Annotated in this window: 15 protein-coding genes and 2 tRNA genes; 9 read left to right on the plus strand and 8 right to left on the minus strand. The window is 59.8% G+C overall.

Features of this window, described 5'->3' with window-relative positions; genetic code table 11:
- Positions 1-42: 42 nt before the first annotated feature.
- Positions 43-603: a hypothetical protein gene (locus ACWKWE_RS27270; RefSeq protein ID WP_166595262.1), complete on the plus strand. Its 561-nt coding sequence runs from the start codon at positions 43-45 to the stop codon at positions 601-603.
- A gap of 117 nt (positions 604-720) precedes the next feature.
- On the opposite strand, the gene ACWKWE_RS27275 is transcribed toward ACWKWE_RS27270, so the two are convergent.
- Positions 721-903, minus strand: a complete 183-nt coding sequence (locus ACWKWE_RS27275) for a hypothetical protein (protein WP_483852247.1) — start codon at positions 901-903, stop codon at positions 721-723.
- Between the two features lie 277 nt (positions 904-1,180).
- Complete coding sequence (locus ACWKWE_RS27280; RefSeq protein ID WP_166595264.1) at positions 1,181-1,525, minus strand: hypothetical protein; 345 nt, start codon at positions 1,523-1,525, stop codon at positions 1,181-1,183.
- Between the two features lie 226 nt (positions 1,526-1,751).
- On the opposite strand from ACWKWE_RS27280, the gene ACWKWE_RS27285 reads away from it, so the two are divergent.
- Positions 1,752-2,564, plus strand: a complete 813-nt coding sequence (locus tag ACWKWE_RS27285) for a shikimate 5-dehydrogenase (protein WP_483852248.1) — start codon at positions 1,752-1,754, stop codon at positions 2,562-2,564.
- Positions 2,565-2,891: 327 nt separating this feature from the next.
- On the opposite strand, the gene ACWKWE_RS27290 is transcribed toward ACWKWE_RS27285, so the two are convergent.
- Positions 2,892-3,560, minus strand: a complete 669-nt coding sequence (locus ACWKWE_RS27290; protein ID WP_166595266.1) for a YceH family protein — start codon at positions 3,558-3,560, stop codon at positions 2,892-2,894.
- Between the two features lie 119 nt (positions 3,561-3,679).
- Between ACWKWE_RS27290 and ACWKWE_RS27295 the strand changes: the two genes are divergently transcribed.
- Both ACWKWE_RS27295 and ACWKWE_RS27300 read left to right on the plus strand, forming a co-directional pair.
- Positions 3,680-4,189: a DUF1993 domain-containing protein gene (locus tag ACWKWE_RS27295; protein ID WP_341964043.1), complete on the plus strand. Its 510-nt coding sequence runs from the start codon at positions 3,680-3,682 to the stop codon at positions 4,187-4,189.
- A gap of 189 nt (positions 4,190-4,378) precedes the next feature.
- On the plus strand, positions 4,379-5,536 hold the full coding sequence (locus ACWKWE_RS27300; protein ID WP_166595268.1) for an MFS transporter: 1,158 nt from the start codon (positions 4,379-4,381) through the stop codon (positions 5,534-5,536).
- On the opposite strand, the gene nhaR is transcribed toward ACWKWE_RS27300, so the two are convergent.
- Entirely contained in the window at positions 5,533-6,429 is an 897-nt protein-coding gene (gene nhaR, locus ACWKWE_RS27305; protein ID WP_166595269.1) for a transcriptional activator NhaR, read from the minus strand. The two genes, ACWKWE_RS27300 and nhaR, sit on opposite strands and share 4 nt — an antisense overlap.
- A 129-nt stretch (positions 6,430-6,558) precedes the next feature.
- On the opposite strand from nhaR, the gene ACWKWE_RS27310 reads away from it, so the two are divergent.
- Positions 6,559-7,323 (plus strand): TerC family protein, encoded by a 765-nt coding sequence (locus ACWKWE_RS27310; RefSeq protein ID WP_483852249.1) that lies wholly within the window; start codon positions 6,559-6,561, stop codon positions 7,321-7,323.
- 95 nt (positions 7,324-7,418) lie between these two features.
- Here the strand turns inward: ACWKWE_RS27310 and ACWKWE_RS27315 are convergent, their stop codons facing one another.
- Positions 7,419-7,598 carry a hypothetical protein gene (locus tag ACWKWE_RS27315; protein WP_483852250.1) on the minus strand — a complete coding sequence of 60 codons (180 nt, stop codon included), beginning with the start codon at positions 7,596-7,598 and terminating at the stop codon, positions 7,419-7,421.
- A gap of 219 nt (positions 7,599-7,817) precedes the next feature.
- On the opposite strand from ACWKWE_RS27315, the gene ACWKWE_RS27320 reads away from it, so the two are divergent.
- Positions 7,818-8,513, plus strand: a complete 696-nt coding sequence (locus ACWKWE_RS27320; protein ID WP_371928533.1) for a peptidase C39 family protein — start codon at positions 7,818-7,820, stop codon at positions 8,511-8,513.
- Between the two features lie 256 nt (positions 8,514-8,769).
- Here the strand turns inward: ACWKWE_RS27320 and ACWKWE_RS27325 are convergent, their stop codons facing one another.
- Positions 8,770-10,053, minus strand: a complete 1,284-nt coding sequence (locus ACWKWE_RS27325) for an NAD(P)/FAD-dependent oxidoreductase (RefSeq protein WP_483852251.1) — start codon at positions 10,051-10,053, stop codon at positions 8,770-8,772.
- 205 nt (positions 10,054-10,258) lie between these two features.
- Between ACWKWE_RS27325 and ACWKWE_RS27330 the strand changes: the two genes are divergently transcribed.
- A tRNA-Val gene (locus tag ACWKWE_RS27330) sits at positions 10,259-10,335 on the plus strand.
- An 87-nt stretch (positions 10,336-10,422) separates the two neighbouring features.
- Here the strand turns inward: ACWKWE_RS27330 and ACWKWE_RS27335 are convergent.
- Positions 10,423-10,647 (minus strand): hypothetical protein, encoded by a 225-nt coding sequence (locus ACWKWE_RS27335; RefSeq protein ID WP_256665182.1) that lies wholly within the window; start codon positions 10,645-10,647, stop codon positions 10,423-10,425.
- A 161-nt stretch (positions 10,648-10,808) separates the two neighbouring features.
- Positions 10,809-11,156: a hypothetical protein gene (locus ACWKWE_RS27340; RefSeq protein ID WP_341964053.1), complete on the minus strand. Its 348-nt coding sequence runs from the start codon at positions 11,154-11,156 to the stop codon at positions 10,809-10,811.
- A 212-nt stretch (positions 11,157-11,368) separates the two neighbouring features.
- Here ACWKWE_RS27340 and ACWKWE_RS27345 point away from each other — a divergent pair.
- Positions 11,369-11,445 (plus strand) — tRNA-Val (locus ACWKWE_RS27345).
- Between the two features lie 241 nt (positions 11,446-11,686).
- Complete coding sequence (locus ACWKWE_RS27350) at positions 11,687-12,244, plus strand: DUF4174 domain-containing protein (protein ID WP_166595279.1); 558 nt, start codon at positions 11,687-11,689, stop codon at positions 12,242-12,244.
- Positions 12,245-12,310: the final 66 nt, after the last annotated feature.

A 12,310-nucleotide genomic window follows, 5' to 3' on the forward strand; every position in this document is an offset into this window, starting at 1 on the left:
CGCCATCGGTGTTTATCCCTCAAATGACCTAGGAGTTGTGCAATGCCCAAAGGGTTTATCAGCAAGGATTACGCGTCTCTGGTGTTCGGTGCGGCAATCGTTGCGGTGCTCTTGCTCGTCGCGGGCTTGTTCGTGCGGCCGTCGGACTGGGCGGGCTGGATTCAGGCCATCGGCCTGATCGTCGGTCTGATGATGGCGATTGCGGTGCCTGCGATTCAGAAACGTCAGGACTTGGCGTTGCAGCGCAAGCAATTGCGGGATCGCGAAACCGGCTATGCGCGGCGGATGCAGTACCTGTGTGGCGAGCTCAATGAGCTGCTGGCGAAAATTACGGTGAACCTGGTGCATTTGCGGGCGGCGGATCGGCACCGCTTGCAGCGCACGCTTGAGGATTACCTGCACCGGCTGTTCGAGTCGCACAAGCTGGACCAGAACGACGACCGTGTCGTAATCGCTCATGAACTGCGGTTAGTGGCGAATGAGATGATCGAAGAACTGGAAAGCGGCCGTTCGGACCGGGTTGTCCTCGGGGCGTTGGAAAAACGGTTGCAGAAATTGGCACATCGCTGCCAGGTGAATGCGACGCAGGCTGAGCGGGTTTGATTCTGTCAGGCAGATGCAAGCCTCCGGCGTCTCCGACGCAAAAAAAAGCCCGCATCTGGGATGCGGGCCAAAGGGAAGTGCGGAGCAACGCACGATTCAGGGAATAACGAATTCAGTTCAGCTGTTGAGCTTGGGGGCTTCAAATTGCTGGGACAGGGCTTGGGCCGCAGGCAACGACGGCAGAGGACCGCTGACCGGTTCGCCGTTCTGGACCAGGTACCAGCAGGCCAGCAAGCCACGTTCGCGAAGCGATGCGGGAACTGCGCTGCCAACTACCGACATGATCTGAACCTTGGTCATAAGTGCCTCCATCAATCTATGGCGCTACTTTACGGCGCGATCCCGATCAGCAGAAATCACCGCGCTCGATAGTCGTCATTGATGTGTGACAGGTCAGTTTTTTTGCTGCCGTGGCACAGGAATTGTGCATCCGTTCTCATCCGAAGCCTGTGACCCCTTCAGAGTCGAGCGCCACGGTCGACACTCAGCAGAAACGAAAACCCCGCCGGTTGGGCGGGGTCTGGTATTCGGGAGGCTGCCGATCGATAACCGACAGTCTCAGGTCGGTGCGTCACTGTTACCAGCGACCGCCACCGTGGTAGTAGCCCGGTGGTGGGCCGTAGTAGCGTGGCGGACCGTAGTAGCGTGGGCCGTAGACGACGGGACGCTCAACCACGTAGGCCGGTTGATAGTAAACAGGCGGTGGCGGCGGTGCGTAGTACACCGGCGCTGGCGCTGCATACACCGGAGCCGGTGCCGCGTAGACAGGGCCGGAAGCCACGGCCGCACCCACCACGCCGCCGACGACTGCGCCGATCACTGCCGCTCCACCCCAGCCTGGGCCGCCGCCATGGGCTTCAGCCTGACCTGCGAGGGCGAGGGCACCTAACAACAAGGCAACCTTGGGGATGTGACGAATCATGACTGTTCCTCGGTGTTCAGTCCCGTTGTCGCGAGCCTGCGTTACGCTCAGGCACTGCCACGGGATAACTGATCAGACAGCGACTTTCGGGAAATCTGCGAAGCCGCTGCGTAAATTTTGTGTAAGGTATTCGGTGACTTTGATGACAATTGCTGCGGTTAATGCCGCAAGCAACTGAATTCTACGCCTTTCTCAGGGCGTTAACGCATACCGTTCGGGAGATTTCATGTTAGTGACTGCAAGCAAGGAAACGCTGTTATGTATGTCCCTCGCCGGGCGTCCCGGCAACTTTGGGGTGCGGTTTCATAACTATCTGTATCAACTGTTGGGCCTCAACTTTTATTACAAGGCCTTTTCCCCGACTGACTTGCCAGCCGCCATCGCGGGCATGCGCTCCCTGGGCATTCGCGGGTGTGGTGTGTCGATGCCGTTCAAGGAGGCCAGCATTGCGTTGATCGATGAGATGGACCCGTCGGCGGCGGCGATTCAGTCGATCAACACCATCGTCAATACCGACGGGCATCTGAAGGCGTACAACACCGATTACATTGCCGTCGCTCAGTTGGTGGATACCCATGCCGTGCCACGTACCCGGTTTGCTTTGCGAGGCAGCGGTGGCATGGCGAAAGCCGTAGCCTGCGCGATGCGGGATGCCGGTTTTACCGATGGCCTGATCGTGGCGCGCAATGAACGGGCGGGCAGGGCGCTGGCGAAGACCTGCGGGTTTGAATGGCAAGCGGACCTGGGCAGCGAGCGGCCGCCCTTGTTGGTCAATGTGACGCCCTTGGGGATGGCCGGGGATCAGGCGGATGCCTTGGCCTTCGAGAAAGCGGCCATTGAAGCCGCCGACACGGCGTTCGACGTCGTCGCCACCCCGGCCCGTACGCCTTTTATCGTCGCGGCGGAAAAAGCGGGCAAGCGTTTGATCACAGGGGATGAAGTCGCTGCGATTCAAGCGCTGGAGCAGTTCGTGCTCTACACCGGCGTCCGCCCCACCGATGAGCAATATCAAGCCGCAGCGACGTTTGCTCGCGGCTGACGCGTACGGCCAACACATGGGTGTCGCCTGATAAGCCTTTCGCGAATAAATTCGCTCCCACAGGAATCCGATGCGCAGCGAGATAATGGGCCTGACGCAGCTCAACTGTGGGAGCGAATTCATTCGCGATTGAGGCCAGTAGATTCACCGCATGGGTGTCGCCTGAAAAACCTTTCGCGAATAGATTCACTCCCACAGGAATCCGACGCGTCGAAATCTTGGGCCTGAAACGGCCACAACCGTGGGAGCGAATTCATTCGCGAGGCGGCGGACCAGGCGACAGGGATAGATCGGTCAGACAATCAAGTCGCGGCTGTCTGTAGCCGTTCAACCCTCCAGCTTCGCCAGTCGCTCTTCCAGCTCGTTAATCCGCGCTTCCAGCGCTTCAACCCGTTCCGCCAGCCCCGAGCTGCCGCCACTGGAACGCTCCACCGGAGTCTGCCGCGCCGCAAGAATGGCTTCCATGTCTGCCGGATCCCCCAGCGCGTGCATGTAACGGTCTTCCCGTTGCCCGGCCTGTTTCGGGATCAGCACCGCCAGCCCGCGACCGATCAGGCGCTCCAGTTGATGGACCACCGCGTCGGTGTCTTCAAAATCGTGCATGCGGTTGCTGCGAGTCAGCAGTTCGTTGACGGTTTGCGGGCCGCGCAGCAGCAACAAGCCGGTGAGGATGACCTGCGCCGGGACTAGCTCCAGCGTCTTGTCAGCCCGGTGTTCCCAGCGGTCGGCGCGGCTGCCCATCACCAGACGTGTCAATTGCAGGCTTTCCAGCGCCCGCAGGCTTTGGCCGACCTGACCGGGCGTCAGGTTCATCACCGGCTCGCGGCTGGTCTTCTGGTTGCAGGCCAGGACCAGTGCGTTGAGGGTCAAGGGGTAGGTTTCAGGGTTGGTGGCCTGCTTCTCGATCAGGCAGCCCAAAATACGCACTTCGGTGCTGTTCAACTGCAGCGTGTCTGCGTCGTCGCGACCGTTATCGGAATCCAGCTCGGTGGACATAGCCCGTTCCCTGTGTGTTGAAAAGGCTATGAGGGTAGGGGCTGGATGAGGTAAAAGACAAGCCGCGTTCGCATGTCACTCATGCCTCCCCAATGCGACTCACTCCATCAGGAACTGTCATGACCATTTCTCTGTACGCCGCTTCGATTCCTGTCTTCAAGCAAATGCTCACCGCGCTGAGCGCCGTGCTGGCCAAGGGTGAAGCCCACGCCACCGCGAAAAACATCCAGCCAGACGCACTGCTGCAGGCGCGTCTGTTCCCGGACATGTTCCAGCTGGTCCGCCAGGTGCAGATCGCCGTCGATTTCGCCAAGGGCGCGAGCGCGCGTTTGTCGGGCATCGAGCCGCCGAAGTACGAAGACACCGAAGTCACCTTCGCCGACCTGCAAGCCCTGTTGACCAAAGTGCTGGCCTTCATCGACACCGTCACCCCTGAACAGGTCGACGGTCACGAAGAGCGCGAAATCGTGTTGCGCCCAGGCACCGACAAAGAAAAACGCATGAGCACTCAGAAATACCTGCTGCACTACTCGCTGCCACAGTTCTTCTTCCACGTCACCACCGCCTACGACCTGCTGCGTCACAACGGTGTGGAAGTGGGCAAGCGCGACTACATGGGCACCTACTGATACGGCCCGTCAGCCTGCGCTGAACCTCTGAATCCGGCCGCCGTCCGATCTGTTCGGGCGGCGGTTTTGTTTTTGTGCGCCGGTCGACCGACTCTGGCGCCGATGTCTGGTACTCTCCGCGCTTCGCACTACGTCATTCCGATTGGCCGCTCCGCAAGGACTGGTCTCTTCGTCGTTTTTGGAGATTTCATGTTTTTCCCCATTTACCTGTTGTCGGCCGCTGGCTTTACCGTGCTGACCACAGAGTTCGTCATCGTCGGCCTGTTGCCTGCCATCGCCCGCGACCTGGCCGTGACGATCCCGCAAGCTGGTCTGCTGGTGACCCTGTTCGCCTTCACCGTGGCCTGCTTTGGTCCGTTCCTGACCGCGTACTTTTCGCGCTTCGAGCGCAAGCGTCTGTTCATTTCGGTGCTGATCATGTTCGGCGTCGCCAACGTGGTCGCGGCGTTCGCGCCCAATATCTGGGTGATGGCCGTGGCCCGGCTGATTCCCGCGCTCGGGTTGCCGGTGTTCTGGGCGCTGGCCAGTGAAACGGCGGTCGATATCGTCGGACCCGATCACGCAGGACGAGCGATCGCAAAGATCGGCTTCGGTATCGTCTGCGCCACGGTGTTCGGGATTCCCGTGGGCACGCTGATTTCCGACGGGTTCGGCTGGCGCACCGCGTTCATGGTGCTGGCGGTGATGGCCTTCGCCAAGGCGCTGTTGCTGTTTATCTATCTGCCGAAGAGCATGCACAAGGATCAGGCGTCGTTCAGCAGTCAGTTTCGCATCCTGCGCAGCCCCATCATGCAGGGCCACGTGCTGCTCTCGGTGCTGGTGTTCAGCGGCATGTTCACGGCCTACACGTACCTGGCCGACATGCTCGAACGCCTGGCCGGGTTCAACGGCACCGTGGTGGGCTGGTGCCTGATGGGCTTCGGCGCCGTGGGCCTGCTGGGCAATTCGCTGGGTGGGCGCTTGGTGGACCGGCATCCGCTGATCGCCAGCCTGACGTTCTGCACGTTCATGATTGGCGGCATGGTGATGGTGGCGCCGAGCATGCATTCGCTGCCTGCCCTGGCGTTGGCCCTCGCAGTCTGGGGCGTGACGCAAGCGGCGTTGTTCCTGGTCAGCCATGTCCGCTTGATGAAAGCCGCCCCGGAAGCCCCGGCATTTGCCGCGTCGCTGAACATTGCCGGGGCGAACCTGGGGATCGGTATCGGTGCCATCGTCGGTGGACGGGTAATCGACCATCTCGGCCTGGCCAACTTGGGTTTCGCGGCGGCCGGGATCATCCTGCTGTCGATTCTGCTGGCCCTGCTGCTGATGACCTTCAAGCCGCGCCCCGTCGGCTGCAACGCTTAGTCGGTGAACAACTGGCGTCGCGCGCCTTCGGTGATGGCGACGATGCCGGGGTGCTTGACCTTGCGCTCGACCGAGATCGCGTAAAACGACTCGGTCACCGCATCGGTCTGGCCGATCAGTTCGACGTCGTACTGAGCCATCACTTCATCGGCGATCACGCTCGGTGCTATGAAGATGCCACTGCCGGACTTGCCAAACGCCTTCATGAGCGCGCTGTCATCGAACTCGCCGACGATCCTCGGCTGCACGTTCTGTTGGGCGAACCAGCGCATCAACCGGCTTCGCACCACGGTCTGCTGGCCGGGAATCAACAGCGGCGCGCCCTGCATGCCGTGAGGGAAATCCTGGCCGTAGGTGCGCGCCAAGGCGGCCGTGGCGAAGAAGCTCACCCCGCATTCCCCCAGTTTCTGGCTATAGCCCTTGATGTCCAGATGCGAAGGCATGGGGCTGTCGGAAATCACCAGATCCAGGCGCTGAATGGCGAGGTCGGCCAGCAGGCGTTCCAGTTGATCTTCGCGGCAGGTGATGCGAATCGGCTCGCTCAATTCCATCGTCGGAGCGATCAGCCGGTAAACGATGGATTTGGGCACCACGTCCGCGACACCGACCCGGAACAGGATTTGTTGTTCATCTGGCTGCGCCCGCAGCAACGCTTCCAGCTCGCCGCCAAGCTGAAACATCTGTTCGGCATAGGGCAGGGCGATGCGGCCCATCTCCGTCAGCTCCAACTGGCGTCCTACCCGCTTGAACAGCTCCACCCCGTAGGTTTGCTCCAACAGGCTAAGCTGACCACTGATGGTTTGCGGCGTAAGGTTCAGCTGCTCGCAGGCACGCACGATGCTGCCAGTCTTGGCCACCACCCAGAAATAGTGCAATTGACGGTAGTTGAGCATGAATTCGCCTCGGCACAGATACTTCGTAAAAAACGAAGTATACGCCTGATAAATACGAATTTTACTGAAGTGTTTCAGTCCCTAGAATGCCGCCTTGTCTCATCAACGCGACCCAATGGATACCGGCACATGGAATACCTTTTAGAACTGGCTGCAAGCCCCACCGCGTGGATCGCCCTGGCCACGCTGGTGGTCATGGAAATTGTCCTCGGCATCGACAACCTGATTTTCATCTCGATCCTGACCAACAAGCTGCCGGTTCATCAGCGCACGAAGGCGCGCCGCATCGGCATCAGCATGGCGCTGATTCTGCGGCTGGGCCTGCTCAGCACGGTGGCGTGGATCGTCCAGTTGACCGAGCCGGTCATCGACGTGTTCGGTCAGGTGTTCTCGTGGAAAGACATGATCCTCATCGCCGGTGGCCTGTTCCTGGTGTGGAAGGCGACCACCGAAATTCATCACAGCATGGACATCAAGACCGAGGAAGAGGCCGCGATTTCCAAAACCGTCGTGATGAGCATGGCCGCCGCCATCGGGCAGATCCTGATGCTGGACCTGGTGTTCTCCATCGACAGCATCGTCACCGCCGTCGGCATGACCGAGCATTTGCCGATCATGGTCATCGCTGTGATTGCCGCTGTGATCGTGATGCTGGTGGCGTCCGAGCCCTTGGCGAAGTTCATTAACGAAAACCCGACGGTGGTCATGCTGGCGCTGGGCTTCCTGATCATGATCGGCATGACGCTGATTGCCGAAGGTTTCGGCGCTCACGTACCGAAGGGCTATGTCTACACAGCGATGGCGTTCTCGGCGCTGATCGAAGTGTTGAACATGCTGGCCCGCCGTTCGAGGCAGCGTAAGCTCGACGCTGAAACGACGGCTACGAAAGGCTGACAGGCTGGGAATGAAAAACGGTCGGGGATGGGAATACCATCACCGACCGTTTTTTTTGGCTTAAGGTTTACTGATCCGACGAGGTCGGGTGGGCGTCAGTGCGCCGTAGCATGACGGGGTTTACGCGCATTCAAGGGCGCGGATGTGCGGGTGGTTTCAGGGGTTCGATAATGCGGGTGATGACGGCGGGAAATCCGCATCACCCCCCACAGCATGGCGCCGGCCACAGCCAGCCAGGCAGCGATCAACATCACAATGGTCATTCCGAGGCTCATGTCTTCCTCCGGCTCTGCGCTCTTCGTTCTCTCAGTAACCGACAGTCTAGTACGTGGGTTGTTGCTGAAAATTGACCGATGGTAGGAATTCTGTGACCGATTTGTTCTATCCAGTTTCACCGACTGTGCAGAGAGGCTATACCCGGACCCTCGGCGGCTCTATGATCGGCGTCCAGGCCGGGTTGCAGGTTGCCCCGGCACCTGACAAGTGAGTGAAAAATGTCTCGAATGGAAGTCTCTGGAAGCAAACGGATGTGGTGGGGCCTGGCCTTGACGTTGATGCTGACGGGGTGTGCCGACCCTCACGCGTACAAGCCGGGTTATCCGCCGGTCTATAAAAGCCTGCCGGACCGGGTCGAGCTCAACTCGGTGCCGTTCTTCCGGGGCAAGTCTTACCAGAGCGGACCGTTCGCGTTGGCGAGCATGCTGAGCGTGCGCGGCGTGCAGACCACGCCTGGCTTGCTGGAAAAGCCGCTGAAGCTGCCGGCGTCGGAGAAAACCCTCGAACTGAGCATGACGAACGTGGCGCGCGAATACGGTTTCGTGGTGTACCCGGTCGATCATCAACTGCCTGATCTGCTGGCGCAGGTGTCCGCCGGTTATCCGGTCATGGTGCGGTTCAGCGAGGGCTCGTTCTGGTGGAAAGAGCAACGCTATGGCGTGCTTGTCGGGTTCAACCAGAACAAACGCAACATGCTGATCTACACCGGGCTGGGCCGCTTGACCGTGAGTTTCGACGAGTTCACTTCGGACTGGGACAACGCGGGCAACTGGGCGATTTTGGTGCAGGGGCCTCGTCAGTTGCCGTCCCCGGTGGATCGCGAACGTTGGCTCAAGGCTGCGAATGATCTCGCGCAGGCGGGGCAGGAGCAGGCGGCGGGTGAGGCGGTGAAGGCGTTGAATGCCGCGCATTGAGAATGCGGCCTACGCCAGCACGTCGATGATGGGCATTTTGGCTACAGGGTTCAGGTCGGGCGCAAGAAGCCCTGCACACCGCAGAACACCTGTGGGAGCGAATTCATTCGCGAAGAGGCCGGTGCAGGCCACGCACCTCCAGCGCCTGAAGATCTTTCGTCGGATTGCCGCCCAGAATGACTTCGCTTTCACAGTGGAAAACGCGTCATAAAGGGGGCATCTCATCGGCCCGGAGACATTTTGCCGCGTGGGTTGATCAGACCCCCAACTTGTCCCGCAAACTGTAATACCAGGCACCCAGCGCCGTCAGCGGCGTGCGCAACAGCTGTCCGCCGGGGAAAGGGTAGTGCGGCAGTCCGGCGAACGCATCGAAGCGTTCCGCCTGTCCGCGCAGCGCTTCGGCCAGCACTTTGCCCGCCAAGTGGGTGTACGTCACCCCATGGCCGCTGCAACCCTGCGAGTAATAGATGTTGTCGCCCAGACGGCCGACTTGTGGCAGGCGCGACAGGGTCAGCAGGAAATTGCCGGTCCACGCGTAATCGATTTTCACGTCCTTTAGTTGCGGAAACGCCTTGAGCATTTTGGGACGGATGATGGATTCGATGTTCGCCGGGTCGCGCGCGCCATATACCACGCCGCCGCCGAAGATCAGGCGCTTGTCAGCGGAAAGACGGTAATAATCCAGCAGGTAATTGCAGTCTTCGACGCAGTAGTCTTGTGGCAACAGCGTGCTCGCGAGCTCCTCGCTCAGCGGCTCGGTCGTGATGACCTGCGTGCCGCACGGCATCGATTTCGCGGCCAGTTCCGGTACCAGATTCCCCAGATAAGCATTGCCCGCAACGATGATGAACTTCGCCCGCACCTTGCCTTGGGCGGTGTGCACCACCGGGCTGGCACCACGGTCGATCCTGATGGCCGCCGATTGCTCGTAAATCACGCCGCCCAGCGACTCCACGGCCGCCGCTTCACCGAGTGCCAGGTTCAGCGGATGGATGTGGCCGCCGCTCATGTCCAGCATGCCGCCGATGTATTCATCGCAGGCCACCACTTCGCGGATGCGGCGTTGGTCCATCAGCTCCAGCTGGGTATGGCCATAGCGCTCCCAGAGTTTTTTTTGCGCTTCGAGATGGCCCATCTGCTTAGGGGTAATGGCAGCGAACACACCGCCGTCTTTCAGGTCGCACTGAATCTGGTATTTGGCCACGCGTTCACGGATGATACGTCCGCCTTCAAACGCCATCTCGCCCATCAACTGCGCCTGTCTTGCACCGACCGTGCGCTCGATGACGTCGATGTCGCGGCTGTAACTGTTGACGATCTGGCCACCGTTCCGGCCCGACGCGCCGAAGCCTACCTTGGCCGCTTCCAGCACCGTGACCTTGAAGCCGTTCTCCAACAGGAACAGCGCGCTCGACAGCCCGGTATAACCGGCGCCGATCACGCACACATCCGTTTCCACCTCACCTTGCAGCAACGGACGTTCAGGGGCGTGACTGGCGGACGCGGCGTAATAAGACTGAGGGTAAGCGGTGTTCGTCATCGAGTGGCCCCTGTTTAATATTTTTTACGAATGGGGCGATCCTACCTGAGATAAATGGCGGTCACCAGCGGGAAAGAGGCCGTTTGGTGTCTTATATATGTGCCACCCCGCATGGGATTTCTGCAAAAGACGATAGTTATCAGCCGGTTAGAAAAAATACTCCGTTGACAGGCTGTTGAATATCCGTAGAATGCCGCTCCACAGCAGGCACGTAGCTCAGTTGGTTAGAGCACCACCTTGACATGGTGGGGGTCGTTGGTTCGAGTCCAATCGCGCCTACCAAACAAATCCGCTCTGCTGGGCGGTGTTGAAAAGGGCGATCCGAGAGGGTCGCCCTTTTTGTCGTCGAAGGTGTCGGGCCTGAACACGCTAGGTCTCGGCCTTGCCCCGCGTAATACGTCCCGCCTTGATTTCATCCACATACGCCCGTAACCGATCCGCGTCCTTGTACTGCTGGTTCATCAGGTGCAGCACCGCCACGACGTCTACATCGTTGATACGCTCGGCCAAACGGCTGATTTCCCCGGCTGTGCGTTCAAGATTACCGGCGATGGCGTTGAGGTCGCGCTTGAGTTCCAGCGCTGATTTTTTCATTCCCACGATCATGTTCCCCAGCTATCGACAGGGCAGGGCGAGAGGTTCTGCCTTTAATACCCCTGCGATGTAACAGGGATGTGATGATACGTCAGTTCCGGCTTTTTTCCGGCTATGAAAAAGGCGCCGCTCGGGCGCCATTTCATGAGAGGGGGTGTTGGTCAGCCACCAGCACCGCCTGCGCTGGAGGAGCCGCCTGACGAGCCTTTGGAACCGCTGCCAGACGAACCGCTGCCGGTGGTTGAGCCGCCTGGCAAATCGACGTCATTGCTGCCGCCGGTGCCGTTGCTCATCGCGCCGGTGTTCATGCCTCGACGAATGCCGTTGGCTGGATTCGCTGGGTCCATGTCAGTACCTTGTCGTTCGATGTCCGCGCCTTGTGTCCGTGGATCCTGGCCCGTCTGCGAGGGCGGTGGTCCCACGGAGGGAGACGCCGCGCCAGCCAACGCTGCCATCGAGCCACACGCCAGCGCACAACCCAGCGCCAGTGCCGCAAATGATTTGTTCATCGGGAGATCTCCATGTCTAGGGTCCTGTCTTGACTTGGGCTCTCGGGAATCGAACGGAGTGCCGTCATGGCGACCAACGGTCATGGGACGGATCAGAGCGCGATGGAAACGCGTCCGCGAGGCCTCTGCAAAAAATTCGCATATTCATAGGGTTAACGTGAAAAAAAGACGTTGACACACATTTGAATATCCGTAGAATGCCGACCCACAGCAGGCACGTAGCTCAGTTGGTTAGAGCACCACCTTGACATGGTGGGGGTCGTTGGTTCGAGTCCAATCGCGCCTACCAAACAAAATCCGCTCTGCTGGGCGGTCGCGAAAAGGGTGAGTCGAAAGACTCACCCTTTTTTGTTGTCGGTGGTTTTACGTTCCTCGAAAAGCTCCGGCTCAGGTGTGCCGGTGGCTTCAGGCATTTCTCGTCTATTTCTCAAACCCTTACGCAGAAAAAAATCCTGATTTTTCAGTCTCTCGGCTGGACCTTTTGCCACGATGCGCGATCATCAGTGCATGGAAATCGAAAGGAGGTGCGTATGTTTACTCGGTCGCTGACCCTTGCCGTTCTGTTGGCTGTTGCCGGTCCCCTATTGGCAGCGGATGCAGACACCCCACTGGCGCAGGAGCGTGGCAAGTCGCGTCCGCTGATCATCATCGCCTCCAGCTCCGTGGACCCGACGCTGGTGACGCTGAAGAAAAGCCTCGATGAGCCTGCCAATAAAGAAGCCTTCGCCAAGCGCAACATGGTGCTCTACACCATCGTCTCTCTGGCCGGGCAGCGGAACGGCAAGGACATGGACGCGCAGTCGACCATGGCGCTGATCCGGGAATTGAAGCTGGGCGTCCTGGACAAGAACCAGGCGCAAGTGATTCTGGTGGGTAAGGACGGCGAGAAGAAGATCGATCACAAAGGCGCCATCGATCCCAAGGAGATTTTCAGCACCATCGACCAGATGCCGATGGCTGAGAAAGAGGCCGCAGCCGCTGCACCGGTCGCGCCCGCGGCAGAGCCCAAAGCCGCGACGCAGGGGGGCAAACCGGGCAAGGCAGGTAAAGCGGCCCCTGCCGCGCCCCCCGCCGGGCTGGATGACTGATCAGGCGCAGTCAACGCAGGCAATGCGCATCATGTCAGTAGGGCATGGGTACGCTTGCTGGTAAGA

Source organism: Pseudomonas salicis (assembly GCF_057128705.1).

What these genes read in the sequence shown, in the direction of transcription:
- ACWKWE_RS27275 (WP_483852247.1), bottom strand. Translation starts at nt 903, where the DNA reads ATGACCAAGGTTCAGATCATGTCGGTAGTTGGCAGCGCAGTTCCCGCA.
- ACWKWE_RS27285 (WP_483852248.1), top strand. Translation starts at nt 1,752, where the DNA reads ATGTTAGTGACTGCAAGCAAGGAAACGCTGTTATGTATGTCCCTCGCC.
- ACWKWE_RS27325 (WP_483852251.1), bottom strand. Translation starts at nt 10,053, where the DNA reads ATGACGAACACCGCTTACCCTCAGTCTTATTACGCCGCGTCCGCCAGT.
- ACWKWE_RS27290 (WP_166595266.1), bottom strand. Translation starts at nt 3,560, where the DNA reads ATGTCCACCGAGCTGGATTCCGATAACGGTCGCGACGACGCAGACACG.
- ACWKWE_RS27310 (WP_483852249.1), top strand. Translation starts at nt 6,559, where the DNA reads ATGGAATACCTTTTAGAACTGGCTGCAAGCCCCACCGCGTGGATCGCC.
- ACWKWE_RS27320 (WP_371928533.1), top strand. Translation starts at nt 7,818, where the DNA reads ATGTCTCGAATGGAAGTCTCTGGAAGCAAACGGATGTGGTGGGGCCTG.
- ACWKWE_RS27280 (WP_166595264.1), bottom strand. Translation starts at nt 1,525, where the DNA reads ATGATTCGTCACATCCCCAAGGTTGCCTTGTTGTTAGGTGCCCTCGCC.
- ACWKWE_RS27295 (WP_341964043.1), top strand. Translation starts at nt 3,680, where the DNA reads ATGACCATTTCTCTGTACGCCGCTTCGATTCCTGTCTTCAAGCAAATG.
- ACWKWE_RS27335 (WP_256665182.1), bottom strand. Translation starts at nt 10,647, where the DNA reads ATGAAAAAATCAGCGCTGGAACTCAAGCGCGACCTCAACGCCATCGCC.
- ACWKWE_RS27340 (WP_341964053.1), bottom strand. Translation starts at nt 11,156, where the DNA reads ATGAACAAATCATTTGCGGCACTGGCGCTGGGTTGTGCGCTGGCGTGT.
- ACWKWE_RS27300 (WP_166595268.1), top strand. Translation starts at nt 4,379, where the DNA reads ATGTTTTTCCCCATTTACCTGTTGTCGGCCGCTGGCTTTACCGTGCTG.
- ACWKWE_RS27350 (WP_166595279.1), top strand. Translation starts at nt 11,687, where the DNA reads ATGTTTACTCGGTCGCTGACCCTTGCCGTTCTGTTGGCTGTTGCCGGT.
- nhaR (WP_166595269.1), bottom strand. Translation starts at nt 6,429, where the DNA reads ATGCTCAACTACCGTCAATTGCACTATTTCTGGGTGGTGGCCAAGACT.
- ACWKWE_RS27315 (WP_483852250.1), bottom strand. Translation starts at nt 7,598, where the DNA reads ATGAGCCTCGGAATGACCATTGTGATGTTGATCGCTGCCTGGCTGGCT.
- ACWKWE_RS27270 (WP_166595262.1), top strand. Translation starts at nt 43, where the DNA reads ATGCCCAAAGGGTTTATCAGCAAGGATTACGCGTCTCTGGTGTTCGGT.